20 protein-coding genes are annotated in these 26,151 nt (G+C 68.4%); 11 read left to right on the forward strand and 9 right to left on the reverse strand.

Annotation, left to right across the window (positions count from 1 at the left end; genetic code table 11):
• Positions 1-72 precede the first annotated feature (72 nt).
• Positions 73-711, forward strand: coding sequence for a TetR/AcrR family transcriptional regulator (locus VXD91_RS28285; RefSeq protein WP_244872639.1), 639 nt, complete (start codon positions 73-75; stop codon positions 709-711).
• Here VXD91_RS28285 and VXD91_RS28290 read toward each other — a convergent pair.
• Positions 698-1,123 carry a hypothetical protein gene (locus tag VXD91_RS28290; RefSeq protein WP_244872640.1) on the reverse strand — a complete coding sequence of 142 codons (426 nt, stop codon included), beginning with the start codon at positions 1,121-1,123 and terminating at the stop codon, positions 698-700. The two genes, VXD91_RS28285 and VXD91_RS28290, sit on opposite strands and share 14 nt — an antisense overlap.
• Between VXD91_RS28290 and VXD91_RS28295 the strand changes: the two genes are divergently transcribed.
• From VXD91_RS28295 to VXD91_RS28305, 3 genes are all read left to right on the forward strand, one after another.
• Positions 1,100-2,512, forward strand: coding sequence for an FAD-linked oxidase C-terminal domain-containing protein (locus tag VXD91_RS28295; RefSeq protein ID WP_318986588.1), 1,413 nt, complete (start codon positions 1,100-1,102; stop codon positions 2,510-2,512). The genes VXD91_RS28290 and VXD91_RS28295 overlap by 24 nt on opposite strands.
• Before the next feature lie 91 nt (positions 2,513-2,603).
• Positions 2,604-3,851: a cytochrome P450 gene (locus VXD91_RS28300; RefSeq protein ID WP_346416927.1), complete on the forward strand. Its 1,248-nt coding sequence runs from the start codon at positions 2,604-2,606 to the stop codon at positions 3,849-3,851.
• Positions 3,851-4,435 (forward strand): helix-turn-helix domain-containing protein, encoded by a 585-nt coding sequence (locus tag VXD91_RS28305; protein WP_318986590.1) that lies wholly within the window; start codon positions 3,851-3,853, stop codon positions 4,433-4,435. The genes VXD91_RS28300 and VXD91_RS28305 overlap by 1 nt, the downstream gene beginning before the upstream one ends.
• On the opposite strand, the gene VXD91_RS28310 is transcribed toward VXD91_RS28305, so the two are convergent.
• Positions 4,420-5,145 (reverse strand): siderophore-interacting protein, encoded by a 726-nt coding sequence (locus VXD91_RS28310; protein WP_346416928.1) that lies wholly within the window; start codon positions 5,143-5,145, stop codon positions 4,420-4,422. The genes VXD91_RS28305 and VXD91_RS28310 overlap by 16 nt on opposite strands.
• A gap of 97 nt (positions 5,146-5,242) precedes the next feature.
• Here VXD91_RS28310 and VXD91_RS28315 point away from each other — a divergent pair, with 97 nt between their 5' ends.
• A complete protein-coding gene (locus VXD91_RS28315) occupies positions 5,243-6,346 on the forward strand; it encodes a DUF5685 family protein (protein ID WP_346416929.1) in 1,104 nt (367 codons plus the stop codon).
• Here the strand turns inward: VXD91_RS28315 and VXD91_RS28320 are convergent.
• Both VXD91_RS28320 and VXD91_RS28325 read right to left on the reverse strand, forming a co-directional pair.
• Positions 6,343-7,443: an acyltransferase gene (locus VXD91_RS28320; RefSeq protein ID WP_346416930.1), complete on the reverse strand. Its 1,101-nt coding sequence runs from the start codon at positions 7,441-7,443 to the stop codon at positions 6,343-6,345. The genes VXD91_RS28315 and VXD91_RS28320 overlap by 4 nt on opposite strands.
• Positions 7,440-9,374, reverse strand: coding sequence for a DEAD/DEAH box helicase (locus VXD91_RS28325; protein ID WP_346416931.1), 1,935 nt, complete (start codon positions 9,372-9,374; stop codon positions 7,440-7,442). Before VXD91_RS28325 ends, VXD91_RS28320 begins: the two co-directional genes overlap by 4 nt.
• Positions 9,375-9,485: 111 nt before the next feature.
• On the opposite strand from VXD91_RS28325, the gene VXD91_RS28330 reads away from it, so the two are divergent.
• Positions 9,486-10,025, forward strand: a complete 540-nt coding sequence (locus VXD91_RS28330; protein WP_212812598.1) for an LppP/LprE family lipoprotein — start codon at positions 9,486-9,488, stop codon at positions 10,023-10,025.
• On the opposite strand, the gene VXD91_RS28335 is transcribed toward VXD91_RS28330, so the two are convergent.
• Positions 10,022-10,402, reverse strand: coding sequence for a DUF2200 domain-containing protein (locus VXD91_RS28335; RefSeq protein ID WP_207548051.1), 381 nt, complete (start codon positions 10,400-10,402; stop codon positions 10,022-10,024). The two genes, VXD91_RS28330 and VXD91_RS28335, sit on opposite strands and share 4 nt — an antisense overlap.
• A gap of 11 nt (positions 10,403-10,413) precedes the next feature.
• On the opposite strand from VXD91_RS28335, the gene VXD91_RS28340 reads away from it, so the two are divergent.
• From VXD91_RS28340 to VXD91_RS28350, 3 genes are read left to right on the forward strand one after another with little or no spacing between them, the layout of a single operon-like run.
• Positions 10,414-13,845: a TM0106 family RecB-like putative nuclease gene (locus VXD91_RS28340; RefSeq protein ID WP_346416932.1), complete on the forward strand. Its 3,432-nt coding sequence runs from the start codon at positions 10,414-10,416 to the stop codon at positions 13,843-13,845.
• Positions 13,842-15,194 (forward strand): FAD-binding oxidoreductase, encoded by a 1,353-nt coding sequence (locus tag VXD91_RS28345; RefSeq protein ID WP_346416933.1) that lies wholly within the window; start codon positions 13,842-13,844, stop codon positions 15,192-15,194. Before VXD91_RS28340 ends, VXD91_RS28345 begins: the two co-directional genes overlap by 4 nt.
• A 33-nt stretch (positions 15,195-15,227) precedes the next feature.
• Entirely contained in the window at positions 15,228-15,836 is a 609-nt protein-coding gene (locus tag VXD91_RS28350; RefSeq protein ID WP_346416934.1) for a hypothetical protein, read from the forward strand.
• 184 nt (positions 15,837-16,020) lie between these two features.
• Here VXD91_RS28350 and VXD91_RS28355 read toward each other — a convergent pair whose 3' ends face one another.
• Both VXD91_RS28355 and VXD91_RS28360 read right to left on the reverse strand, forming a co-directional pair.
• A complete protein-coding gene (locus VXD91_RS28355) occupies positions 16,021-17,772 on the reverse strand; it encodes an MFS transporter (protein WP_346416971.1) in 1,752 nt (583 codons plus the stop codon).
• A 185-nt stretch (positions 17,773-17,957) separates the two neighbouring features.
• Positions 17,958-19,139, reverse strand: a complete 1,182-nt coding sequence (locus VXD91_RS28360) for a Bcr/CflA family efflux MFS transporter (protein ID WP_212814932.1) — start codon at positions 19,137-19,139, stop codon at positions 17,958-17,960.
• 265 nt (positions 19,140-19,404) lie between these two features.
• On the opposite strand from VXD91_RS28360, the gene VXD91_RS28365 reads away from it, so the two are divergent.
• Positions 19,405-20,175 (forward strand): hypothetical protein, encoded by a 771-nt coding sequence (locus VXD91_RS28365; protein WP_212812605.1) that lies wholly within the window; start codon positions 19,405-19,407, stop codon positions 20,173-20,175.
• 156 nt (positions 20,176-20,331) lie between these two features.
• On the forward strand, positions 20,332-24,054 hold the full coding sequence (locus VXD91_RS28370; RefSeq protein WP_212812606.1) for a multifunctional oxoglutarate decarboxylase/oxoglutarate dehydrogenase thiamine pyrophosphate-binding subunit/dihydrolipoyllysine-residue succinyltransferase subunit: 3,723 nt from the start codon (positions 20,332-20,334) through the stop codon (positions 24,052-24,054).
• On the opposite strand, the gene VXD91_RS28375 is transcribed toward VXD91_RS28370, so the two are convergent.
• Positions 24,029-25,144 carry a DUF692 domain-containing protein gene (locus VXD91_RS28375; RefSeq protein ID WP_318986601.1) on the reverse strand — a complete coding sequence of 372 codons (1,116 nt, stop codon included), beginning with the start codon at positions 25,142-25,144 and terminating at the stop codon, positions 24,029-24,031. The genes VXD91_RS28370 and VXD91_RS28375 overlap by 26 nt on opposite strands.
• The gene (locus VXD91_RS28380; protein ID WP_318986602.1) at positions 25,141-26,052 is read right to left on the reverse strand and encodes a TIGR04222 domain-containing membrane protein; all 912 of its coding nucleotides are present in this window, start codon (positions 26,050-26,052) and stop codon (positions 25,141-25,143) included. The genes VXD91_RS28375 and VXD91_RS28380 overlap by 4 nt, the downstream gene beginning before the upstream one ends.
• Positions 26,053-26,151: the final 99 nt, after the last annotated feature.

Consider the following 26,151-nt stretch of genomic DNA (forward strand, 5'->3'; position numbering starts at 1 on the left):
CCAATCTGTCATCAAGCGTTGATAGATGAGATGAGGCAACCATCTGTCAACGCGTGTGTCAAGATTGGTGGCGTGAGTGAGGCGCGGCAGTACGGCGGCATGAGTGGCGCCGACCGCATCGCCGATCGGCGGCGTCGCTTCATCGCGGCAGGCCTGGAGCTGATGGGCACCAAGGGCATCCCCGCGACCACCCTGCGTGGCGTAGCGGAGCAGGCCGGCCTGGCGGCTCGCTACTTCGCCGAGTCGTTTCCACGCATCGAGGACCTGCACATCGCGGTTTTCGACGAGATCACCGCTGAAGTGGAAGAGCGTGGACTCGCCGCGATCGCCGACACCAAGGGCGGCCCCCGCGCACGGTCGCGCGCGGCGCTCAGCGCACTTGTCGACGTCGCACTGACCGATCGGCGCAAGGGCCGCATCGTCCTGATCGAGTCCGCGTCCTCACCCGTCCTCGGCCCGCGTCGCCTCTCGGAAGCTCAGCGATTCGCGGGCATCGTCGCCGGGCTCAGCGGCTCCGCGACAGACCCGCGGCCGATCGATCTGCAACTGGCGGCGCAATTTGTCATCGGTGGGGTCGCCGAGACGCTCACCGCGGTCCTCGTCGGGGCGATCTCCGTCGACCGCGACCACCTCATCGACATGCTGAACGACCTGTTGTTTGCCGCATTACGCGGCGTCCGCGCAACTGCGGGTGCGGTCAGAACGGGATGACCGACTCACTGTTGAGCTTGAGCCACACCCGGCGCACCCAGCGCCGCACCGGACCAGATGACAGGTGGGCGATCAGTTCACGGTCGTCGATCAAGTAGCCGCCGGGCACCCGCTGCCAGAGGCCAGCCATCCAAAGCTCGAGTGCCGCAACGGTTGTCACCGACCCTGACGCGATCAGATCGAGCGCCTCGTCGGCCACGAAAGCCGGCCGGCGCGTGCGCACGCTATGGCTCACGGCGCGCACGTGGAGCTCGATGGCGGTCGCAGACACATGCGCTCCGCGACGGCTGTCGCGCAGCGCTCCCATCTCGGCCAACAAGGCCTTGCTGTACACATAGCTGACGATACCCGTAACACGGGCGTTACATGGGATTAATGCCCCCGGCACATGACGCGAGTCTTCGCTGGTCACCACCGGGCTCCTAGACTTGCCCGCGTGCATACCGCGCTGCCCAGCCTCATCGCCGACCTGCCCGCCGACGCCGTCGTCACCGATCCGGACATCGTCGCGTCCTACCGACAGGACCGCGCACTGGATCCCGACGCCGGCACTCCCATCGCAGTGGTGCGACCGCGCAGCACCGAGGAGGTGCAGACGGTCCTGCGGTGGGCCAGCGCACACAAGATCGCGGTGGTGCCGCGCGGCGCCGGCACCAGCCTGTCCGGCGGGGCGACCGCCGTCGACGGCGGCATCGTGCTGACCACCGAACGGATGCGTGACATCGTCGTCGATACGGCGACCCGCACCGCCGTGGTGCAGCCCGGCCTGCTCAACGCCGAGGTCAAGAAAGCCGTTGCGGCCCATGGCCTCTGGTACCCGCCCGATCCGTCGTCGTTCGAAATCTGCAGCATCGGCGGTAACGTCGCCACCAATGCCGGCGGCCTGTGCTGCGTGAAGTACGGCGTCACCACCGACTACATCCTGGGCCTGCAGGTGGTGCTGGCCGACGGCACGGCGGTGCGACTCGGTGGCCCGCGGCTGAAAGACGTTGCGGGACTGAGCCTCACCAAACTCTTCGTCGGCAGCGAGGGCACCCTCGGCATCGTCACCGAGGCGACCCTGCGCCTGCTGCCACCACAGCACCGCGGGTGCACCGTGGTGGCGAGCTTCGACTCGGTGCGCGCGGCCGCCGACGCCGTCGTGACCGTCACCGGCCGGATTCGCCCGTCGATGCTGGAGTTCATGGACGACGTCGCCATCAACGCCGTCGAGGACAAGCTGAAGATGGGCCTGGATCGCGGCGCCAAAGCCATGCTGGTGGCGGCCTCCGACGACCGCGGCCCGGCGGGCGTCGAGGACACCGAGTTCATGGCCCGCGTGTTCACCGAAGCCGGTGCGACAGAAGTCTTTTTGACCGACGACCCCGACGAGGGCGAGGCCTTCGTGGCCGCCCGGCGGTTCGCCATCCCGGCGGTGGAGGCCAAGGGCCCGCTGCTCCTGGAAGACGTCGGGGTGCCGCTGCCCGCGCTGGCGGACCTGGTCGACGGCGTGGGTGAGATTGCCCGCAAGCACGACCTGTTGATCTCGGTGATCGCGCACGCCGGGGACGGCAACACCCACCCGCTGATCGTCCACGACCCGAACGACGCCGAGAACACCCGGCGGGCCAACATCGCGTTCGGCGAGATCATGGACCTGGCCGTGTCGCTCGGCGGCACCATCACCGGCGAGCACGGCGTCGGCCGGCTCAAGCGGCCCTGGCTGGCCGGCCAACTCGGCCCGGAGGTCATGGAACTGAACCGCCGGATCAAAGCGGCACTGGATCCCGACAACATCCTGAATCCGGGGGCGGGGATCTAGCCGAACAGCAGCGCCACAACACCTCGGCGGTGTTCATGGCGCATGCCGATGGACCCTTGACACATCTGGCCCGCCGACGTACACATAAGACATGACGGCGATTTTGTCTCACGAGACATCCGACTCCCCCGTGGCGTTCCAGCTTGCCGATTCCGCCGGGTGGGTCGATCCCTGGCCGATGTACCGCTCGCTGCGCGACCACGATCCCGTCCACCATGTCGTACCCACCGACAATCCCGGCGCCGACTACTACGTGCTGTCCCGGCACGCCGACATCTGGACCGCGGCGCGCGATCACCAGACGTACTCCTCGGCGCAGGGCTTGACCGTCAACTACGGCGAGCTGGAACTCATTGGCCTGCAAGACAACCCGCCGATGGTGATGACGGACCCGCCGGTGCACACCGAATTCCGCAAGCTGGTGTCGCGCGGCTTCACACCGCGCCAGGTGGAGGCCGTCGAGCCGAAGGTGCGCGAGTTCGTGGTGCAGCGACTCGAGAAGCTCAAGGCCGCCGGTGGCGGTGACATCGTGGCCGAGCTGTTCAAGCCGTTGCCGTCGATGGTCGTCGCGCACTACCTGGGTGTTCCCGAAGCCGACCGCGACCAGTTCGACGGCTGGACCGAGGCCATCGTCGCGGCCAACACCGCCGAGGGCGGCCTCGGCGGCGCGCTCGAGACGCTGGGCAGCGCGCTCGGCGACATGATGGGGTACTTCACCGCGCTGATCGAGCGCCGCCGCAAGGAGCCCGAAGACGACACCGTGTCGCATCTGGTCGCCGCGGGCATCGGCGCCGACGGCGACATCAGCGGCGTGCTGTCGATCCTCGCGTTCACGTTCACCATGGTCACCGGCGGCAACGACACCACCACCGGGATGCTGGGCGGCTCGGTGCAACTGCTGCACCGGCGCCCCGATCAGCGCCGGCTGCTCGTGGAGAACCCGGACCTCATCACCGAATCCGTCGACGAACTGCTCCGGCTCACCTCGCCGGTCCAGGGCCTGGCCCGCACCACCACCCGCGACGTCACCATCGGCGACACCACCATCCCCGCCGGCCGCAAGGCTCTGCTGCTCTACGGTTCCGGTAACCGCGACGAACGCCAATACGGGCCCAACGCAGGCGAATTGGACGTGACGCGCGCCCCGCGCAACATCCTGACGTTCAGCCACGGTGCGCACCACTGCCTGGGCGCGGCGGCCGCACGGATGCAGTCCCGCGTCGCACTGACCGAACTGCTCTCCCGGATACCGGAATTCACCGTCGATGAGGACAACATCGAGTGGGCCGGGGGCAGCTACGTGCGACGCCCGCTATCGGTGCCGTTTACGATCGGCTGATGGCAAACGACTGGCTGGCCGGCCGCCGCACCGAGGTCGCGGCGGAGGCCATCCTGGACGCCGCCGACCGCCTGTTCGCCGAGCAGGACGCGGCGACCGTCGGGATGCTCGAAATCGCCAGGGCGGCAGGGTGTTCCCGCGCCACGTTGTACCGGTACTACGAGAACCGCGACGTGCTCCACCTGGCCTACGTGCACCGCGAGGCGTTCCGGGTGTTCGCCCATGTCGGCGAGCAGATCGCCGACATCACCGACCCGCGCACGCGCCTGCTCGACGGCGTCGCGATCGCGCTGCGCAGTGTGCGGGAAAGCCCGGCGCTGTCATCGTGGTTCGTCGCCACCCAGCGACCCATCGGTGGCGAGGTCGCCGCGCAGTCCGACGTCATCACCGGACTGGTGGCGGCGTTCCTGTCGGCGTCGTGGCCCGAACTGGAGACCGAAGCCGCGCACCGCCGGGCCGGCTGGCTGGTCCGGATCCTGGTATCGCTGTTGATGTTCCCCGGCGCCGACGAAGACGATGAACGCGCGATGATCGACGAATTCGTTGTGTCCCAGCTGGTTCCGAGCGATCAGGCTTCCCAGTAGGCGCGAGCCTTGATCGCCTTCTTCGGAATCTGGTAGTCCTCGCGCAGCACCTTGACCACCGAGCGGGTGGTCCGGTTGTCGCACGCCACCCAGCCGAAGTGATCGGAGGCGTCGAACGCAGACGCCCGCACGGTCTCGACGAGCGCCTCGCCGTTGTTCTTGCGGTCGACCCACGTGACGGTCAGCCCCGGCGCACCGGTGCCCACCTGAAGATCGCGGTCGTCGTCGTGACCCGCCTCCAGATACACCTGGATGGGCGCCTCGCCGATCGCCTGCAGCAGCGAGTTGATGGCCGGCAGCGATGCGGTGTCACCGACCAGTACGTATCCGGCCGGCGCGGGCTCGGGCAGCTCGAAGCTGCTGCCGAGCAGCGTCACCTCGAGGGTGTCACCGGGCTTGGCGTCCTGCGCCCAGCGGGTGGCGAGGCCGTCGTGCAGCGCGAAGTCGATGTCCGTGGTGCCGGCCACCGGATCAGGGTTGACCAGCGTGTAGCCGCGCTGGTGCGCCTTGTCGCCGTCGGGGAACCAGCCCCGGACCCACATGGTCGGGTGCACCGGCCGCTCGGCGAGCAGGTTGCCGGTGGTGAAATGCAGCCGCAGGTAGTGCGGGGTGATCTGGGTGCGGCCGGTGACGGTCAGCTCGTAATCGCCGCCCCGCCACAGTTTGACCAGCGCGCCCTGGATTCCACGCGACGGCTTCGACTCGGTCATGTTGCACCCTCCGATTGGACTCTTAGGGCAGCATAACCTAATTGATGGTGTTGGTTGATTGCCTGCGGTTTGTGCTGGCCACAGCTATCTTCGAGCCGTGTTCGGCATCCTCCGGCCCTGCCGGCATCGGCTCGGCAAGGAACTTGCGGCCGTCTGGACCGCCCAGTTGTGCGGCCTATGTCTCGCGCTTCGCGATGACTACGGTCAGGGCGGCCGAGTCGCCACAAACTACGACGGCCTCGTCGTGTCGGCGTTGGTGGAGGCGCAGTCCACCGCGGCGCCCGGCCGCCGGGAGGCCGGCCGCTGTCCGCTGCGCGGCATGCGCAAGGCCGATGTCGCGGTAGGCGAATCGGTTCGGCTGGCGGCCGTCGTCTCCCTGGTGCTCGCGGCGGCACGGGTGCGCGATCACGTCGATGACGGCGACGGGGTGTTCGCCGCAGCAGGAGTGCGGCCCGCGGCCCGACGGATCGCCGACCGGTGGGAGCGCCAAGGTACGGATGTCGGTACCGCGCTGGGCTTCGATACCGGCGTGCTGATGGAAGCGATCAGGCGGCAGGCGGCGCTGGAAGCCGCTGCGGCACCGGGTGGTTCGTTGCTCGCGGTCACCGAACCCACCGAGACGTCCGTCGCCGCGGCGTTCGGCCACACCGCGGTGCTGGCCGGCCGGCCGGCGAATGTCGCGCCGCTGCGCGAGGTCGGCCAGCTGTTCGGGCGGGTCGCGCACCTGCTCGACGCGGTCGAGGATCTGCACGACGACGAGGTGCACGGAAAGTGGAATCCGGTGGCCGCCACCGCGACACCGGTCGGAGACGTCCGGACCATGTGTGACGACGCGGTGCTCGGCATCGAGCTGGCCCTGGCCGACGTGCAGTTCACCGACGGGCGGCTGGTGCACCGGCTGCTGACGCGCGAGTTGCGGCGGGCCGTGTCCCGGACCTTCAGCGACGCGGGATACCGGGCGACGGAGGTACCTCCCGACGCCGAGCCACCGGTCGCGTCATTCGGCGAAGCTCCGCTGGACGACGTGGTCGGGATCGAAACGGGCGAAGAGAATCCCGAGGAGAAGGTCCAGCGCAAGGCCGGCTGGTTCGACGGCTGCTTCGCGTGCGACTGCAGCGGCTGTTGCTGCGACTGCGATGGCTGCTGTGACTGCGACGGCTGCTGTTGCGATGGCTGCTGCGACTGCTGCGACTGTTCCTAGTTCCGCACCCGCGTGAACCGGTGCAACAGCCACGACGCCGGAACGGTGAACAGCATCGTCAGCGTGAACAGCGCGAAGGTCGATCCCGTCCAGATGTGCTGGTGCATCACCTCGACCATCACCAGTTCCATGATGACCAGATGCACCAGGAAGATCTCGTACGAGATCTCACCGAGGAAGACCATCAGCCTGCTCCCCAGCAGGCGCGCGTACCAGCCGCGGTTCCCCAGGCCCAGCGGCGCGACGACCAACGTGGCGATCGACGCGTAGAGCACCGCCTTCCACAGGCTCTCCCCCAGCGTCGCCGGCGACGTCGTCGGCGCGCCGGCGATGGGCGTGGACGCGATGAGATAGCAGACCAATGCCAGTGGGATGCACAGGAATCCGTAGGCCCGCACCCCCATCACGGACAGCACCGAGAGCAGCATGCCGCCGACGAACCAGATCAGGTAGGTGGGCAACCAGAGGCGGGCGCCGTCGGGCAGGAAATCGGTGGTGTGCACCAGCGTCAGCCATGCCAGGCTCGACACGGCCAGTACCCCCAACGCGCCGAGCAGCCGGCCCGGCCGCCACTGCCGTCGGCACAGCAGCACCATCAGCAGGTAGGCCAACACCGGAAGGGCAACGTAGAAAGCAACTTCCACCGCCAGGCTCCACATCTGGGTGAGGCCCTGATGCAGCCAGGAGAACAGGTAGTTGTCGGTGTAAATCTGGGTCAGCGTGAGATTCCGCAACAGCCCCAGCCAGGTGTGCCCGGGGTTGGGGCCGGCCGTCCGGAAGTGATACAGCGCGTAGGCCGCCAACACCGTCACCACATACGCCGGCATGATCCGCCGTACCCGGTGCCAGGCGTAACGCCGCACCGACGGTGCGTCGTAGGGCTTTTCGGCGTCGGCCCGAGCCAGCGCCTTCACCCACGGGGTGAACAACAGGAACCCCGACAGCACGAAGAAGATCGGCACACCGATCTCCGCGCGTGAGTACATCAGCCCGACATACGTCTGGGTGTACTTGCCGGTCGTGAAGGCCGCGTGGGTCAAGACCACCAGCAGTGCGGCGACAGCACGGACCCCGGTGAGCGAATCAACCCGGGTCACTTGTACTTACGCTTGCCCTCGCCTCGACCTTCGCCGTGTCCACCGCGCCGGTCGTCGTCACGACCCCGGCCCTTGTACGGTCCGCGGTCCTGACGGCCACCACGGTCGGAGTACGAACCCCGGTCCGAGCCGCGGTCCTGGCGACCACCGCGGTCCGAGTACGAACCCCGGTCGGGGCGTCCGCCACGATCCTCGTAACCGCCGGAACGTCCACCCTTGTCGAGCTCCAGATGAATCAACTGGCCCGAAATACGGGTGTTCTCCAGCTTTTTGAGCGTGTCCTTGCTCAGCTTCGCGGGCAACTCGACCAGCGAATGATCCACCCGGATGCTGATGTGCCCGAAGTCGCTGCGGTTCAGACCGCCCTCGTTGGCGATCGCGCCGACGATGGCACCCGGAATCACCTTGTGCCGCTTACCCACCGCGATGCGGTAGGTGGCCAGGTCGTCGCGCGTCGAGCGCGGCTTGCGCTCGCGATCGCCACGGTCCCCGCGATCGTCACGGTCCGGACGCTCACGCCGCTTCTCCGGCGGCGGCTCCTTCATGAGGAACTCTTCGCCACCCTGCGTCTGCACCGCCAGGGCCGCCGCGATCTCGGCGAGCGGCACGTTGTTGTCGCGCTCGTAGTCCTCGATCAGGCGGCGGAACAGCTCGATGCCCGGCGCACTGAGCGAGTCGGTGATGGCATCGCGGAACTTCGCCACGCGCTGGGCATTGACGTCGTCGACCGACGGCAGCTGGGACTCGATGAGCTTCTTGCGGGTGACGCGCTCGATCGAGTTGAGCAGGTGCCGTTCGCGCGGGGTGACGAACAGCAGCGCGGTGCCCGAGCGACCCGCGCGACCGGTGCGCCCGATGCGGTGCACGTAGGACTCGGGGTCGTGCGGGATGTCGTAGTTCAGCACGTGCGAGATGCGTTCGACGTCCAGGCCGCGCGCCGCGACATCCGTGGCGATCAGGATGTCGATCGAACCGTCCTTGAGCCCATTGATGGTCCGCTCACGGACGGCCTGCGGGATGTCACCGTTGATCGCGGCCGCGGAAAAGCCACGGGCCCTGAGCTTTTCGGCAACTTCCTCGGTGGCCTGCTTGGTGCGGACGAAGACGATCATCGCCTCGAACGGCTCGACCTCGAGCAGCCGGGTGATGGCGTCCATCTTGCGGGGGCCGGCCACCTGGATGTAGCGCTGCGTGATGTTCTCGGCGGTCTGCGCCTTGGCCTTGATGGTCACTTCGACCGGGTCGTGCAGGTACCGGGCGGTGATCTTCTTGATGGCCGGCGGCATGGTCGCCGAGAACAACGCAACCTGCTTGTACTCGGGGGTGTCGGCGAGGATGCGCTCGACGTCCTCGGCGAAGCCCATCTGCAGCATCTCGTCGGCCTCGTCGAGCACCAGGTAGTCCAGGTGCGAGAGATCCAGGCTGCCCTTCGACAGGTGGTCGATGACGCGGCCCGGGGTGCCCACCACGACCTGCGCGCCGCGCTTGAGGCCCGCGAGCTGCGGCGTGTAGGACGAGCCGCCGTAGATCGCCAGTACGTTGACGTTCAGATGCGCGCCGTACTTGCTGAACGCCTCGGCCACCTGCAGCGCGAGTTCACGCGTCGGGGCCAGCACCAGACACTGGGTGTTGCGGCTCGCCGGGTCGATCTTGGACAGCACCGGCACCGCGAACGCGGCGGTCTTGCCGGTACCGGTCTGGGCGAGGCCGACGACGTCGGAACCGTTCAGGATCGCGGGGATGGTCGCGGCCTGGATGGGCGACGGAGATTCGTAGCCGACATCGGTCAGCGCCCGCAGCACCTCCGGACGGATGTTCAGGTCGGCGAAAGTGACCTCGGCGCCGGTGTCGGCGGAGGTTTCTGAAGCGGGATCAGCTGTGGTGTTGGGGCCGCCCGAATCCGGGTCGGCCTCGGGCGAAGACGTCGTCATTATGCAAGGAGTCTAGAGGGTTATCAGGCCAGGTACGCCCAGCATGGCTGACCGGACTCCCCCTGGTCCGCCTTATAGGGTGGCCGGGTGCGCTGCGCCGAACCGAAACTGATGACGATCGCGGTGGCCGCACTCGCGGCGGCAAGCCTGTCCGCCTGTGGGTCGGGTGACTCCACCGCCTCCAAGACCCCCGAGCCGACCGCGCCGGCCGCCGCCAAGAAAACCGCCGCGCCGACCGTCGCCGCAGGTCCGAAGACCAGCGCGGCCCCGGCCGACCCCTGCGCCGTCAGCCTCACGGCGCCGGATATCGCCAAAGCGGTGTCGACGCTGCCGGCCGACCCGCGCAGCAAACAGGGGTGGAGCCCCGAACCGCTGGCCGGGAACTACAACCAGTGCGCGCCACTGTCGGTGGTGATTGTGAAAGCGAACACCAACGCCGAACAGCCGAACACCCGCGCCGTGATGTTCCACCTGGGCCAGTTGATCCCGACCGGGGTGCCCGACACCTACGGGTTCAACGGCATCGACCTCGCCCAGACCACCGGCGACACCGTCGCCCTGAGCTACACCAACCCGGCCAGCGGGCTCAAGAGCATCGTGCGGTTCCACTGGAACGGCAACGGTGTCGAGCTGATCGGCAACACGCACTAGCTGCGCAGCACCTTCTCCATGGCCTTGCCCTTGGCCAGTTCGTCGACCAGCTTGTCGAGGTAGCGGATTTTCTGCATCAACGGGTCCTCGACGTTCTCGACGCGGACGCCGCACACCAGACCGGTGATCAGGGTGGCATTCGGATTCAGTGTCGCCGCGGCGAAGAAGTCCTCGAACGTCGTCTCTGCTTTCAGGTGCTCGGCCAGGGTGGCCTGGTCGAATCCGGTCAGCCAGCAGATGACCTGGTCGAGTTCGGCGGTCGTGCGCCCCTTCTTCTCCACCTTGTTGACGTAGTGGGGATAGACCGACGCGACGCTCGTGGTGAAAATCCTGCTCACTCCAGCCAAGGTAACCCCGGTCTGTCGGCGGGCTGCCATATGGTGGCGACGTGTTCCTCAGTCCGACCGATCACGCTGCGCCGGTCATCTACAGCGCGTCGGATCTCGCGGCCGCGGCGCGCTGCGAGTACGCGCTGCTGCGCCGGTTCGACGGGCTGCTGGGCTGGGGACCGAAGGCCGTCGTGGACGACGACCTGCTGGCCCGCACCGCCGAACTGGGTGACGCGCATGAGCAGCGGCATCTGGAGCAGCTGCGGGAGGCGTCCGGCGACAACGTCACGATGATCGGCCGGCCGCGGCCGTACACCGTCGCCGGGCTGCTGGCCGCGGCCGAAGCCACCCGGGCCGCCGTCGACCGCCGGGCACCGGTGATCTATCAGGCCGCGATGTTCGACGGCCGTTTCCTGGGATTCGCCGACTTCCTGATCCTGGAGGACGGCCGCTACCGCCTGCGGGACACGAAACTGGCCCGGTCGGTGAAGGTCGAGGCGCTGCTGCAGTTGGCGGCCTACGCCGACGCGCTGACACAGGCCGGCGTGCCGGTGGCCCCCGAGGTGGATCTGGTGCTCGGCGACGGCACCATCGCCAGTTATCCGGTGGCCGAGCTGCTTCCCGTTTACCTGCCGCGGCGCGCGGCGCTGCAGCGGCTGCTCGACGAGCACCGCACCGGTGGCACACCGGTGTCCTGGGAGACGCCCACGCTGCGGGCCTGCCACCAGTGCGAGGACTGCGAAGTCCAAGTCCGCGAGCGGGACGACCTGCTGCTGGTGGCCGGGATGCGGGTGAGCCAGCGGGCCCGGCTGCTCGACGCCGGCATCACCACCATGCACCAGCTGGCCGAGCACAGCGGCGCGGTGCCGGGGCTCTCGTCGCGCATCGTGGCCAATCTCGTCGGGCAGGCGCGGCTGCAGGTCGCGCCGCCGATCGACGACAAGCCGCAGTTCGAGGTCATCGACCCACAGCCACTCACCGCGCTGCCCGAACCCGACCGCGGCGACCTGTTCTTCGACTACGAAGGCGACCCGCTGTGGACCGAGAACGGCCGGGACTGGGGCCTGGAATACCTGTGGGGCACCCTGACCGCGACGGGACAGTTCCACCCGTTGTGGGCGCACGACCGGACCAGTGAACGGCAGGCGCTCATCGATTTCCTGGCGCTGGTACGCAAGCAACGCAAGCGGTACCCGAACATGCACATCTACCACTACGCGGCCTACGAGAAGAGCACGCTGCTGCGGCTGTCCGGGCGCTACGGCGTCGGCGAGGCCGAGGTGGACGAGTTGCTGCGCAGCGGTGTGCTGGTCGACCTGCTGCCGTTGGTGCGCAAGAGTATTCGCGTCGGGACCGAGAGCTACAGCATCAAGTACCTGGAGCCGCTGTACATGGGCGGTGAGCTGCGTGTCGGTGAGGTCACCAAGGCCACCGACTCCATCACGCAGTACGCGCGCTACACCGAACTCGAGGCGGCCGGCGAACACGAGGAAGCCGCGACCGTCCTCAAGGAGATCGAGGACTACAACCACTACGACTGCCGCTCCACGTTGCGGCTGCGCGAGTGGCTGCTCGGCGTGGCATGGGCCGCGGGCATCGCGCCGCGCGGCCCGGCAGTCGGTGGCCCCGCGCAACCGGAGGCGGCCGCGCCGGCCGACGACGCCACTCAGCGTGCGCTGGCGAAGTACGCGGGCGACGGCACCACGGCTCGCTCGGACAAGCAGCAGGCCGTCGCCATGATCGCGGCCGCCCGCGGATACCACCAGCGCGAGGAAAAGCCGTTCTGGTGGGAGCATTTCGACCGGCTCAACAACCCGGTGGACGAATGGGCCGACTGCACAGACGTTTTCGTGTCCACGGCAACCCCGCACGTCGCCGTCGACTGGAACATCCCGCCCAAGGCCCGCAAGCCGCAGCGCCAGGTGTTGCTGCGCGGCGAGATCGCCGCCGGCTCGCTCCGGCCCGGCGCCGAGGTGTTCGCACTCTACGAGCCACCTTCTCCGGCAGGACTTTCCGACGATCCCGACGTCCGCGCCGCCGGTACCGCCACGGTGGTGGACTGCAACGAGGACGGCACCGAGGTGCTGATCGTGCACCGCACCGGCAAGGACGGCGACGAGTTCGGCCAACTGCCCTTCGCCCTGACGCCGGGTCCGCCGCCGAACACCAAACCGCTGCGGACCTCGATCGAGACGACGGCTGCCGAGCTCGCCGCCGGGTTGCCGTCGCTGCCGCCCAATGCGCCGCTCGACATCCTGCTGCGGTCCGCCCCGCGCACCCGGTCCACCGGCCCGCTCCCCCGCACCGGCGACGCAGCGCGCGATATCGTCGCCGCCCTGCGGGATTTGGACTCCTCGTACCTTGCCGTGCACGGCCCGCCGGGCACCGGGAAGACCTACACCGCCTCGAAGGTCATCGCCGACCTGGTCAACCTCGACCACTGGCGCATCGGCGTCGTGGCGCAGGCGCACGCCGTCGTGGAGAACGTGCTGAGCAGCGTGGTCAAGGCCGGGGTCGACGGCCGGGTCGTCGGCAAGAAGCGTGCCCCCGAGGGCGCACCGTTCAGCGACGTGCCGGACAACCAGTACGCGCGCTTCATCGAGGACAACAACGGCTGCGTGATCGGCGGCACCGCTTGGGATTTCGCCAACGACGGCCGGGTCCCGCGCGGCAGCCTGGATCTGCTCGTCATCGAAGAGGCCGGCCAGTTCAGCCTGGCCAACACCATCGCCGTCGCACCCGCGGCGAGCAATCTGCTGCTGCTCGGCGACCCGCAGCAGCTGCCGCAGGTCAGCCAGGGCACCCACCCCGAGCCGGTCGACGAGTCGGCGCTGAGCTGGCTGGTCGAGGGCCGCCACACCCTGCCAGCCGAACGCGGCTATTTCCTCGACGTGTCGTACCGGATGCACCCGGCGGTGTGCGCTCCGGTATCGGCGCTGTCCTACGACAATCGACTGCTGGCGGCCGAAAGTGTCAGCGGCGCACGGCGATTGGCCGGTATCGAACCCGGTGTGCACCTGATCACGGTCGAGCACGAGGGCAATGCGACGGACAGTCCCGAGGAGGCCGAGGCGATCATCACCGCCATCGATGGCCTGGTGGGCAGGCAGTGGACCGACGAGGACGGCACGAAAACCCTTGGCCCCGAAGATGTCCTGATCGTGGCGCCGTACAACGCGCAGGTGGTACTGCTGCGCGAGCGGATGGACGCGGCGGGCTACGGTGACGTCCAGGTGGGTACCGTCGACAAATTCCAGGGGCGGCAGGCCCCCGTGGTGTTCGTCTCGATGACGGCGTCGTCCATCGCCGAGGTGCCCCGCGGCATGGGCTTTCTGCTGAACCGCAACCGGCTCAACGTGGCGATCAGCCGCGCCAAATACGCTGCCTACGTGGTGCGCTCGGCGCTGTTGACCGACTATCTCCCCTCGACGCCGGACGGGATGATCGAACTCGGCGCGTTCCTGTCGGTGACCGCCGGGAGCACGGGGTGACGCTCCTCGCCGAACTGACCGCGATCGTCGGCACCGGGTACGTCACGACCGATCCCGACGTGCTCGCCGGACGCGTCGTCGACCAGACCGGGCGCTACCGCGGCCAGGCCCAGGCGCTGGTCCGCCCCGGCAGCGAGGACGAGGTTGCCGCAGTGCTGCGCGCGTGCCGCGATGCGGGCGCCTGCGTCACGGTGCAGGGCGGGCGGACGTCACTCGTGGCCGGCACCGTCCCCGAGCACGACGACATTCTGCTCTCCACCGAACGGTTGTCGGCGGTCGGAGCTGTCGACACCGAGGAACGTCGCATCCGGGTCGGCGCCGGAGCGACCTGCGCCGCGGTGCAGCGCGCCGCGACCGCTGCAGGCCTGGTGTTCGGCGTCGACCTCGCGTCCCGCGATTCGGCCACCGTCGGCGGCATGGCGTCGACCAATGCCGGCGGCCTGCGGACCGTGCGCTACGGCAATATGCGCGAACAGATTCTGGGCCTCGAGGTGGCGTTGCCCGACGGCACGCTGGTGCACCGGCACAGCCAGGTGCGCAGCGACAACACCGGTTACGACCTGACCTCGTTGTTCGTCGGCGCGGAAGGCACGCTCGGGGTCATCACCGGCCTCGACCTACGGCTGCACCCCGTCCCGCCCCATCGGGTGACCGCGGTGGCCGGGTTCGACGACCTCGACGCCCTGATCACCACCGGGCGAAGGCTCCGGGACACCGACGGCATCGCGGCACTGGAACTGGTCGACACGCGTGCCAGCGCCCTGACCGCGGAGCACCTCGGTGTGCACGCCGCCGTCGGCGGCGCCTGGCAGCTGCTGGTCGAAATGGCCGGTGACACCGACCAATCCGACATTCTGGCCGACGTGTTGGGCGATGCGGAGCTGACCCGAGAACCCGCGGTGGGCGTCGACGTCAGCGCACAGCAGCGGCTGTGGCAGGTCCGCGAAGCCATCGGCGAGGTGCTGGGCTGGTATGGCCCGCCACTGAAATTCGATGTGTCGCTGCCACTTTCCTCGGTCGCACGGTTTGCCCGTGCGGCGGTGGCGGTCACCGAAGCGCACGCGCCCGAGGCCATCCCCGTACTGTTCGGCCATATCGGCGAGGGCAACCTGCATCTGAACCTGGTGCGCTGCAACGTCTCCGGCGAAACCGAACGAGCCCTCTACACCGCGATGATGAACCTAATCGCCGACTGCGGTGGCAACGTCAGCTCCGAACACGGCGTCGGCACCCGCAAGCGCGACTACCTGACCATGTCGCGCACCGACGCCGACGTCGCGGCCATGCGCACGGTGAAGGTGGCGTTCGACCCGACCGGGTACCTCAACCCCGCGGTGCTGTTCCGCTGATCCGGTCCCAGAGGCTCCGGTAGCGTCAATATGGTGCGCCGATTCGCCGTGGTTGTTGCTCTCGGGCTGCCCTTGCTCGCGATCACCTCAGCACCCGACGGCCACGCCGCCCCGGCCTGCGGCACCACCGATCCGAGCCGCGCGCCCGCGGTCATCACCGGGTTCGACGGCTACGCGGCGGTGAACGTCTGCGATTACGCGGGGCCCAAGCATTACGGCTGGTCGTCGTACCGGTTCAAGACCGCCGGCGGCGTGCACTGCGAGCTGTACGACGGACCGAACTCGTGGCAGTACTACTCCAGCATCACGTGCTGGGGGAAGCTGCCGGGCGTACCCGCGGACGTGACCCAGGTGGAAGTCGCGGCCGGCAGCGTGGCGAGTTTCGGCCAGGCCGATGTGAAGCAGAAGGAAACGCAAAACGGTGGCGTGCCCGTCGACCCGGCCAGTTACCGGGAGCTGGCCCCCGGCCAGAAGATCGTCGTCCCCGGTGCCAAAGGCTCGGTCGACGAGAACGACGAAGTGTGCGCGACGGCGGGCGACGGCGCCCTCACCTGTGAAATCCAGAATCCCGGCGAGGCCTGGGGCCAGGACCGGAAGACCCACGGTTTCGTGCTGTCTGCGCAGGGCAGCCGCGTCTACTGAGCACGCGCAGAGACCGCCGCTGAGGCATCCGCGAGTGTGCGGACAGATCACAGATCTGCCGTTCCACGCGCACTGATTGCACACTCGCATGGATTGGTGGCGATCCTGCGGCACGAGCGTGCGAAGAGATCACCGATTCAGCGATTTCGGCGATCTGACTGCACGCTCGCGAACCGATCTTGACTCACATCGAATGCAAACCGTAGACGCCTGGGTCGTCGGCCTCGTCGTCTTCGCGGTAATGCCGCCCCCGGCGCGGTGCCGAAGGCGCCTCAGCTTTCATGACCTCCGGCCGACGCGGGCTGTGCCAGTGGTCGACGCGCATCGGGATAGGTGAGGTGCGCGGCTCGTCGGCGGCTTCGGACTCGTAATGCGCGTAGTCCTCGTCGGGTTCGGCGGGCACGTCGTACCAGTCCCACGGGTCGGAATCGTCCACGGCGTCGAACTCGGTGCGGTCGACGGTGTACTCGACGTAGTCGTCGTCATCGGGAAAGTAATTGGGCTCGGGCGGCTCCGGGACGGAGGTCCGGGGCCGCACCAGCGGCGCCGCCGTCGCCTGACCCCGCAGGAACAGTGCGGCGACGACCCCGAACAACGCGACGAACGCCGGCAGCAGCAGCGACTGCGACATCGCGGTGGCGAACGGCTCGTGCAGGAACGGCGGCAGGGTCACCGGTGTGCCTTCGCCGGCGACGGGCCGTCCGCCGGTCGGCATCTCGGCGCTGATCCGGGACGTCATGTAGGCGGCCATGCCGGCGCTGCCGAGTACCGAACCGACCTGCCGCGTCGCGTTGTAGACGCCGGATCCGGCGCCGGCCAGCCGCGGCGGCAGGTTGCGGGTGGCGGTGGCCGCCAAGGGCGACCAGATGAACGCCATGCCGATGCCCATGGCGATGAACGGCAGCACCAGCTGCCACAGCGGGGTATCGGGGGTCAGCCCGAACGACAGCCACGTCAGCCCGATCGCCAGCGCCGAAAAGCCCGATCCGACGATCGGCTGCGGCGGATGGCGGTCGATGAGCTTGCCCACGAGCGGCGCCAGCATCCCGGACACCACCGCCATGGGCGCGGTGAGCAGAGCCGACTCCGTCGCGCTCAGGCCGAGGACGGCCTGCGCATGGAACATCACCGGCAGGATCATCGCGGTGACGCAGAAGCCGATGGTGGCCACGGCCACGTTGGACAGGCAGAAGTCGTTGTCGTGGAACACCGTGAGCGGGATCAGCGGCTCGTCCGGGTTGACCGACTGCCAGTACACGAAGGCGGCCATGAAGCCCAGGCCGGCGAGGATCACCAGCCAGATCCACCAGGCCCAGTCGTGGGTCTGCCCCTCCTGCAGGCCGAACACGATGCCGAACATGCCGACGCCCGACAGCACCACGCCGAGGATGTCGAAGCGGTGCCGCTCGGTCGGCAACTGCGGGACCAGCACCCAGGCCAGAGCCAGGCCGACGATGCCGATCGGCACGTTGACGAAGAAGATCCACTGCCAGCCGAGGTGGTCGACCAGGACGCCACCGGCCAGCGGGCCGACCAGCGTCGCCACCCCGGCCGTGGCACCCCACACGCTCATGGCCGCGCCCCGGCGTTCGGGCGGGAAGATTCGCGTGATCGTGGACAGGGTCTGCGGCGTCAACAGCGCCGCGCCCAGACCCTGCACGACGCGTGCGGCGATCAGCATCCCGATGCTGCCGGACAAACCGCACCACAACGACGCCAGCGTGAACACCGCCAGGCCCGTCAGGTACAAATTGCGGGGCCCGAAGCGGTCACCGAGCCGGCCCGCGACGAGCAGCGGTACCGCATACGCCAGCAGGTAAGCGCTGGTCACCCAGATGACACCGTCGTAGTCGGTGCCGAGCTTCTGCATGATGACGACGTTGGCGACGGCAACGATCGTGGAATCGACCAGGATCATGAAGAAGCCGAACATCATGGCCCAGAGGGCATGCCACGGCCGACTCACTTGCGCAGCACTCACCGACGAACTCCGGCGGAAATCAACGTATGCATGCAGTCGGTATCAAGTCTGGTGGCCGGCCGATGTGCCGGTCTCGACTTCGACGCTACGGACAGTCGCGGATCCGAACAAGTCAGCAGTTCGGCGCCGCGACCACAGACCTAATGGCGGTGGCGTTCGTGTCCCGATTCGCCCTTGTCGCCGACGGCCAGCAGTGCGAACAGGGCGACCACGACGCCCGTCGTCATCACGCCCGCGAGCGCCAACTCACCGTTGCCCAGCGCGCCGACGAGCGGCGCCACTGCCGCGCCGAGCCCGAACTGGGCGGCACCCAGCGCGGCCGCAGCGGTGCCGGCGGCATCCGGGTGACGAGCCAGCGCGACGGCAGGTGTGTTCGGAATCACGAGCCCCATCGCGGCCAGCATGGCCCACACCGGGATCAGGAAACCGGCCAGCCCGCCCACATGCAGTACGGCCAGCGCGACGAACACGAGGCCGAACACCGACGCGGCGATCAGGGCGACCACAGCGATCTTCTGCGGCTCGAACCGGCGCAGCAGCACGACGTTGAACTGCGTGGAACCGATCAGCGCGATGGCACCGGCCGCGAACACCAGGGCGAAGGTCTGCTGATCCAGGCCGTAGCGGCCCTGCAGCACGAACGCGGCCCCCGCGATGTACGCGAACAGGCCCGACATGCCCAGGGCACCGACGAGGACCAGCACCACGAAACGGATATCGCTCAGCACCTCGACGTACGTCCGCAGGATGGCGCGCAGTTGCAGCGGGCGCCTGTCGGCGACCGCGAGGGTCTCGGGCAGGGCCAGCACCGCCACCGCCAGGATCGCGCCGCCCAGCACGGCGAGCGCGGCGAACACCCAGTGCCACGAACCGCGCAGCAGCACGGCCGCACCCAGCGATGGCGCCAGCACCGGCGCCACGCCGAGGACCAGGATCAACCGCGACATCACGACGGCCGCGACCGACTCTTCGAACAGGTCGCTCACGACAGCGACGGCCACCACAGATGCCGCGGCGGCACCCACACCCTGCAGCGCGCGGGCGATGCCCAGCACCTCGATGTTCGGCGCGAACAGGCACAGCAGCGAGGCCGCCATGTGCAGCAGGATGCCGGCGACCAGCGGGCGCCGACGGCCCAGCGCGTCCGACAGCGGACCGACGATCAGCTGGCCGAGGGCCAGGCCGCCCAGCGTCCCGGTCAGCGTCAGCTGCGCGACCGACGACGACAACCCCAGCTCAGAGGCGATGCGGGGCAGCGCCGGCAGGTACATGTCGATGGTCAGCGGGCCGAGTGCGACCAACAGGCCCAGCACCACGATCATCCGGGTACGGCTCGGCGCCGGACGTACTTCCGGGGCCTCGGCGGGCACGCCACTGTCGGTCGCGTCGCCTACCGCTGTCAGATCCACAAGGGGCGATGCTGCCATGAATATGGTTAGCAATGCATACCGGTTTTTTCTTCCCGGCAAATCGGCAGCATTCAGATGTGATCGCCGGCTCAGCTGGTGCCGGGCACTCAGATGGCACGCCGATCGTTGACCACGCGTTAGCCTGAATTCCTGTGTACGGAGATGGAGAGGCCGGCCGATGAGTGCTCGCTCCAGCATGAAGGGGCAGTTGCCTGTGAAGCATGACGCCCACACCGAGAACCCTGGCGCTGCCGCCAAGGCGCTCTCGCACATCCTCGAGGGCGGGGCCCGGGTGCAGGCGCCGGCTGTGGCCGCCTACGTGAACCGGCTACGGGAGCACAACCCCGGTGCCACCCCGGCCGAGATCATCACCAAGCTCGAGAAGCACTACATGGCCGCGACCATGGCCAGCGGTGCCGCCGTCGGATCGGCCGCGGCCTTCCCCGGCATCGGCACGCTCGTCGCGATGTCGGCGGTTGCCGGTGAGACCGTGGTGTTCCTCGAAGCGACCGCGGTGTTCGCCCTCGCGGTGGCCGAAGTGCACGGCATCCCGGTCACCGAGCGGGAGCGTCGTCGCGCGCTGGTGCTCGCCGTTCTCGTCGGTGATGAAGGCAAGCACGCCATCGGAGACTTGCTCGGCACCGGCCGCACCAGCGGCGCGTGGCTGGCCGACGGCGCGGCGACCGTACCGCTACCGGCTGTCTCGCAATTGAATTCGCGGCTGCTGAAGTTCTTCGTGAAGAAGTACACACTCAAGCGCGGCGCCATCGCCTTCGGCAAGCTGCTGCCGGTGGGCGTCGGCGCGGTGATCGGCGGCGTCGGCAACCGGTTGATGAGTAAGAAGATCATCGAGAACGCCCGCGCGGCGTTCGGGCCCGCCCCCGCGCGGTGGCGCCAGACGCTGCTCGTGCTGCCCGAGGCGCGGGATAGCAAACCCTCCGCAGATTGATCCACCAATAGGTGGGCTTCCGCCGTCCGCGGAATCGGCCGACGGGTTAGCCTTAGGCGGCACGGGGGCGGGCGACCGCCAACACAACAGAGGGCGGGTACGCCGGGCTGAGGTCCGGCGCTCGTCGGACAGAAGGAAACGAGGCGAATAGCGGCCGTGAGCACATCACCTTCACCATTCGGTCAGAACGAGTGGCTGGTCGAAGAGATGTATCGCAAATTCCGTGAGGACCCGTCCTCGGTGGACCCGAGTTGGCACGACTTCCTTCGTGACTACAACCCCGAACCCATCACGGACACAACGGATTCCGTAACCGTGGCAACCCCGGCGCCCGCCGCCGCACCCGCGGCTCCGGCGGCCGCGCCGGCTCCCGCCGCGGCCCCTGCCGCTCCGGCTGCCCCGGCCGCCGCGCCTGCCAAGGCCGCCCCCGCCAAGGCTGCCCCCGCCAAGGCCGCCGCCGGACCCGCGCCCGCAGAGGACTCCGAGACGCAGACGCTGCGCGGCGCCGCGGCCGCCGTCGTCAAGAACATGAACGCGTCGCTGGACGTGCCGACCGCCACGAGCGTGCGCGCCATCCCCGCGAAGCTGATGATCGACAACCGCGTCGTCATCAACAACCACCTCAAGCGCACCCGCGGCGGCAAGATCAGCTTCACCCACCTGCTGGGCTACGCGATCGTCCAGGCCGTCAAGCAGTTCCCGAACATGAACCGGTACTTCGCCGAGGTCGACGGCAAGCCGACGGCCGTCACACCGGCGCACACCAACCTCGGTCTGGCCATCGACCTGCAGAACAAGGACGGCTCGCGCCAGCTCGTCGTCGCAGCCATCAAGCGTTGCGAGACAATGCAATTCGGCCAGTTCATCGCCGCGTACGAAGACATCGTCCGGCGGGCCCGCGACGGCAAGCTGACCGCCGAGGACTTCAGCGGCGTCACCATCTCGCTGACCAACCCGGGCACCATCGGCACCGTGCACTCGGTGCCGCGCCTGATGCGCGGCCAGGGCGCCATCATCGGCGCCGGCGCCATGGAGTACCCGGCCGAGTTCCAGGGCGCGAGCGAAGAGCGCATCGCAGAGCTCGGCGTCGGCAAGCTCATCACCCTGACGTCGACCTACGACCACCGCATCATCCAGGGCGCCGAGTCCGGTGACTTCCTGCGCACCGTGCACCACCTGCTGCTCGACGACGACTTCTACGACGAGATCTTCCGCGAGCTGGGCATCCCCTACGAGCCGGTGCGCTGGCGCATCGACAACCCGGACTCGATCGCCCACAAGAACGCCCGCATCATCGAGCTGATCGCGGCCTACCGCAACCGCGGTCACCTGATGGCCGACATCGACCCGCTGCGGCTGGACAAGACCCGCTTCCGCAGCCACCCCGACCTCGACGTCAACACCCACGGCCTGACGCTGTGGGACCTGGACCGCGAGTTCAAGGTCGACGGCTTCGCCGGCAAGCAGTTCATGAAGCTGCGCGACGTGCTGTCGGTGCTGCGCGACGCCTACTGCCGCCACGTCGGTGTCGAGTACACCCACATCCTCGAACCCGAGCAGCAGAAGTGGCTGCAGGAGCGCGTCGAGGTCAAGCACGACAAGCCCACGGTCGGCGAGCAGAAGTACATCCTGTCCAAGCTCAACGCCGCCGAGGCCTTCGAGACCTTCCTGCACACCAAATACGTTGGGCAGAAACGCTTCTCGCTGGAAGGCGCGGAGGCCGTCATCCCGATGATGGACGCCGCCATCGACCAGGCGGCCGAACACAACCTCGACGAAGTGGTCATCGGCATGCCGCACCGCGGCCGCCTCAACGTGCTGGCCAACATCGTCGGCAAGCCGTACTCGAAGATCTTCAGCGAATTCGAGGGCAACCTGAACCCGGCGCTGGCGCACGGCTCCGGCGACGTCAAGTACCACCTCGGCGCCACCGGCCACTACCTGCAGATGTTCGGCGACAACGAGATCGACGTGTCGCTGGTCGCCAACCCCAGCCACCTCGAGGCCGTCGACCCGGTTCTGGAGGGCCTGGTCCGTGCCAAGCAGGACCTGCTCGTCGGCGACGAGCACGACGACAGCGACGCCCATGGCCGCTTCTCGATCATGCCGATGATGCTGCACGGCGACGCCGCGTTCGCCGGCCAGGGTGTGGTCGCCGAGACCCTCAACCTGGCGCTGCTCAAGGGCTACCGCACCGGCGGCACCGTCCACATCATCGTGAACAACCAAATCGGATTCACCACGGCGCCAACGGATTCGCGCTCCAGCGAGTACTGCACCGACGTGGCGAAGATGATCGGCGCGCCGATCTTCCACGTCAACGGCGACGACCCCGAGGCCTGCGCCTGGGTGGCCCGCCTCGCCGTCGACTTCCGTGAGGCGTTCAAGAAGGACGTCGTCATCGACATGCTGTGCTACCGCCGCCGCGGTCACAACGAGGGCGACGACCCGTCGATGACCCAGCCGTACATGTACGACGTCATCGACACCAAGCGTGGCGTCCGCAAGACCTACACCGAAGCCCTCATCGGCCGTGGTGACATCTCCATGAAAGAGGCCGAAGACGCCCTGCGCGACTACCAGGGCCAGCTGGAGCGGGTCTTCAACGAGGTCCGCGAGCTCGAGAAGCACGAGCTCGCGCCCAGCGAGTCGGTGGAAACCGACCAGACCATCCCGCAGCGCCTGCTGACGGCGGTCGACAAGTCGCTGCTGGCCCGCATCGGCGACGCGCACCTGGCGGTGCCAGAGGGCTTCAACGTCCACCCGCGCGTCAAGCCGGTGCTGGAGAAGCGCCGCGAGATGGCCTACGAGGGCAAGATCGACTGGGCGTTCGCCGAGCTGCTCGCCCTGGGCTCGATGGTCGCCGAGGGCCGGCTGATCCGGTTCTCCGGACAGGACACGCAGCGCGGCACCTTCACGCAGCGGCACGCGGTGCTCATCGACCGCGTCACCGGCGAGGAGTTCACCCCGCTGCAACTGCTGGCCACCAACACCGACGGCACCCCGACCGGCGGCAAGCTGCTGATCTACAACTCGGCGCTGTCGGAGTTCGCCGCGGTGGGCTTCGAGTACGGCTACTCGGTGGGCAACCCCGACGCCATGGTGTTGTGGGAAGCCCAGTTCGGTGACTTCGTCAACGGCGCGCAGTCGATCATCGACGAGTTCATCAGCTCCGGCGAGGCCAAGTGGGGCCAGCTGTCCGACGTCGTGCTGCTGCTGCCGCACGGCCACGAAGGCCAGGGCCCGGACCACACGTCGGGCCGCATCGAGCGGTTCCTGCAGGTGTGCGCCGAAGGTTCGATGACGGTCGCCATGCCGTCGACCCCGGCCAACTACTTCCACCTGCTGCGCCGGCACGGTCTCGACGGCATCCACCGCCCGCTGATCGTCTTCACCCCGAAGTCCATGCTGCGCAACAAGGCCGCGGTCAGCGACATCAAGGACTTCACCGAGATCAAGTTCCGCTCGGTGCTCGAGGAGCCGACCTACGAAGACGGCGTCGGCGACCGGTCGAAGGTCACCCGGGTGCTGCTCACCAGCGGCAAGCTGTACTACGAGCTGGTGGCGCGCAAAGCCAAGGACAAGCGCGATGACATCGCGATCGTGCGCATCGAGCAGCTGTACCCGCTGCCCAAGCGCCGGCTCAACGCCACGCTGGACCAGTACCCGAACGTGCAGCAGTACTTCTGGGTGCAGGAAGAGCCGGCCAACCAGGGCGCCTGGCCGACCTTCGGCCTGAGCCTGCCCGAATTGCTGCCCGAGAAGCTGACCGGCATCAAGCGCATCTCCCGCCGGGCCATGAGCGCGCCGTCGTCGGGCAGCTCGAAGGTGCACGCCATCGAGCAGCAGGCGATCATCGACGAGGCGTTCGCCCCGTAGCGTCGAACCTGAGCTTGGGTGCGAACTTCCGCCGGAATTTCGCACCCAAGCTCATTTTCGGCTGAGTATGGGCTCGCTTGTGGGCCAATGCAGCGCCGGCCACCGCAACACGGTCGGCATCGAATCCCGCCGGCGGGCCGGACAGCCCCAGCAGTGCCTGCAGCAGCGTGTCCTCGGCATCGGCCAGCGCCCTCCGGGTGAGGTCCGACGGCTCGGCCCCCACTCGACCGGGTCGCCGCTGTGGTCCCGCGGCCCAGGGCCGCACCACGTCATCGCCGACTCGTCCGACAGCCGACCTGATGGCGGCCAACTCCCGAGCCAGCACGCTGGGCGCCGGGTAGGCGCCGTCGCGTTCCAGCATGACGGCGGGCAGCACGGTTCGGCTCGCGAGCTCGGCGAGCAGATCCAGGATCGGCTCGGCGACGTCGGCGGTGTGGGTGTCGTGCCAGATGCCGTCGCGCAAGGCTCCCCCGGCGACGTGCACATAGGCGATCCGATCCAACGGCAACGTGTCGAGCGCAGCGATCGGATCAGCACCGAAGTTGACGGCGGACGTGTACAGGTTGGCCACGTCCAGCAGCAGGAGCGCGCCCGTGCGCTCGATGATCTCGCACAGGAACTGCGCTTCGGTGAACTCGTCGTCGGGCCAGGACACGACGGAGGCCACGTGTTCGAGGGCCAGCGGGACGGCCAACGCGTCCTGAGCGATCCGGACATTGGCCACGACGACGTCGAGCGCGGCACGGCTACGCGGCACCGGCAGGAGATGCCCGGCCTCGCGGTTTCCGGCGCGCACGAAGGCGATGTGCTCGCTCACCAACGGGGCACCCAGGGCCGCCGCACACGCGCCGAGGTGCTCGAGCCGGGCGGGGTCGGGCCGCTCCGCACCGCCCAACGAGAGCGAAATTCCATGTGGCACAACGGGAATTCCGCGACTACGGACCGCCTCCAGCGAAGCCGGCAGGGCGCCGGGCCGGATGCCTTCGGCGATCACCTCCATGAACTCGACACCGGGCAGTCGCTCGATGGTGAGGTCGATCTCGGGCCGCCAGCCGATACCGACGGCAGGCCCGGGAGCTCCGGTGGTCATCCGCCGCACCCGCCGCAGCCGCCACAGCCACCGCCGCCGCATCCCCCACCGCCACCGCCGCAGCTGCTGCCGCTGCCGCAACCGCCGCCGCCCGCGACACCGACGCTGCCGAGCAACGAGGTACGCAGATCGTCGTCGGTCAGCGCGACGAACCCGAGCAGCGCGACGCCGACCACCTGTGCCTGACGGGCCGCATCGGTGCGTCCGGTCTCGGCCGCAGGTTCGGTCAGGGCCACCCCGGACTCATACCGGTTGCGCATGCCCTGCAGGGCGAGTTGCCCTTCGGCGGACGGGCGGTGTGCCGCATCGGCAAGGAACGCGCGCACCAGGACGAGTGTCGACAGACCGGTTGCCACCAGGAAAACGAACAGCAGAAGGACCTTGTGGTGCAGCTCGATGCCGTTGATCAACCGGAGCACACCGACGACCCACACCGCGCACGGCAGCAGCGCACACGCCCGCAGGATGGTGGTCGACCCGCTGTCGAGAAGCAGGCCCCGGGCACGCAACCGCTCACCGATCGCCACGATCCGGGGATGCTTGCGCAGCCGCTTCATCGCCGTCTTCCGGCGGTGCGTGGCGGACACGCCGTCGGCGACGGCAGCGTCCACGTCGTCGATCAGCGTGGCGCCGGCGGCGACGGTGAGCGTGCCGCCGCGGGAAACCAGAAGCCGGTCGCTCAAGGCCAGGTTCGCGATCGCCGTGCTGACGGTACGGCCCGGCCCGCCGGCCAGATATGCAGTCTCATAAGGGTCCAGTAGCGGTCGCGGATTCGGGGCATCGGTTTCCGCAGTTCCCGAGCGCGTCAACACGGCCCGGAAGCCGTACATCAACGCCAGCGCAAGCAGATACGTGACGAGATAGACGCCCAGAAACTGCGGTCCGGTCAGGCCCCACGATGCTGTCATCGGAATCAACTCCCTGCCGTCGGGTCGAAGAAGAGAAGCAATGCAGCGAGCGTCGCGGCAGGGGCGGCGTGCGTCGATGAAAATGGGCCCGCACCGGCC

This window comes from Mycobacterium sp. SM3041 (assembly GCF_039668335.1).
Lineage (GTDB): Bacteria > Actinomycetota > Actinomycetes > Mycobacteriales > Mycobacteriaceae > Mycobacterium.

Excerpts from the sequence above, each read along its gene's own strand:
- VXD91_RS28295 (WP_318986588.1), top strand. The coding sequence starts at position 1,100 with ATGACGCGAGTCTTCGCTGGTCACCACCGGGCTCCTAGACTTGCCCGC.
- VXD91_RS28300 (WP_346416927.1), top strand. The coding sequence starts at position 2,604 with ATGACGGCGATTTTGTCTCACGAGACATCCGACTCCCCCGTGGCGTTC.
- VXD91_RS28305 (WP_318986590.1), top strand. The coding sequence starts at position 3,851 with ATGGCAAACGACTGGCTGGCCGGCCGCCGCACCGAGGTCGCGGCGGAG.
- VXD91_RS28310 (WP_346416928.1), bottom strand. The coding sequence starts at position 5,145 with ATGACCGAGTCGAAGCCGTCGCGTGGAATCCAGGGCGCGCTGGTCAAA.
- VXD91_RS28325 (WP_346416931.1), bottom strand. The coding sequence starts at position 9,374 with ATGACGACGTCTTCGCCCGAGGCCGACCCGGATTCGGGCGGCCCCAAC.
- VXD91_RS28330 (WP_212812598.1), top strand. The coding sequence starts at position 9,486 with ATGACGATCGCGGTGGCCGCACTCGCGGCGGCAAGCCTGTCCGCCTGT.
- VXD91_RS28335 (WP_207548051.1), bottom strand. The coding sequence starts at position 10,402 with ATGGCAGCCCGCCGACAGACCGGGGTTACCTTGGCTGGAGTGAGCAGG.
- VXD91_RS28355 (WP_346416971.1), bottom strand. The coding sequence starts at position 17,772 with ATGATGTTCGGCTTCTTCATGATCCTGGTCGATTCCACGATCGTTGCC.
- VXD91_RS28360 (WP_212814932.1), bottom strand. The coding sequence starts at position 19,139 with ATGATCGTGGTGCTGGGCCTGTTGGTCGCACTCGGCCCGCTGACCATC.
- VXD91_RS28365 (WP_212812605.1), top strand. The coding sequence starts at position 19,405 with ATGAGTGCTCGCTCCAGCATGAAGGGGCAGTTGCCTGTGAAGCATGAC.
- VXD91_RS28375 (WP_318986601.1), bottom strand. The coding sequence starts at position 25,144 with ATGACCACCGGAGCTCCCGGGCCTGCCGTCGGTATCGGCTGGCGGCCC.
- VXD91_RS28380 (WP_318986602.1), bottom strand. The coding sequence starts at position 26,052 with ATGACAGCATCGTGGGGCCTGACCGGACCGCAGTTTCTGGGCGTCTAT.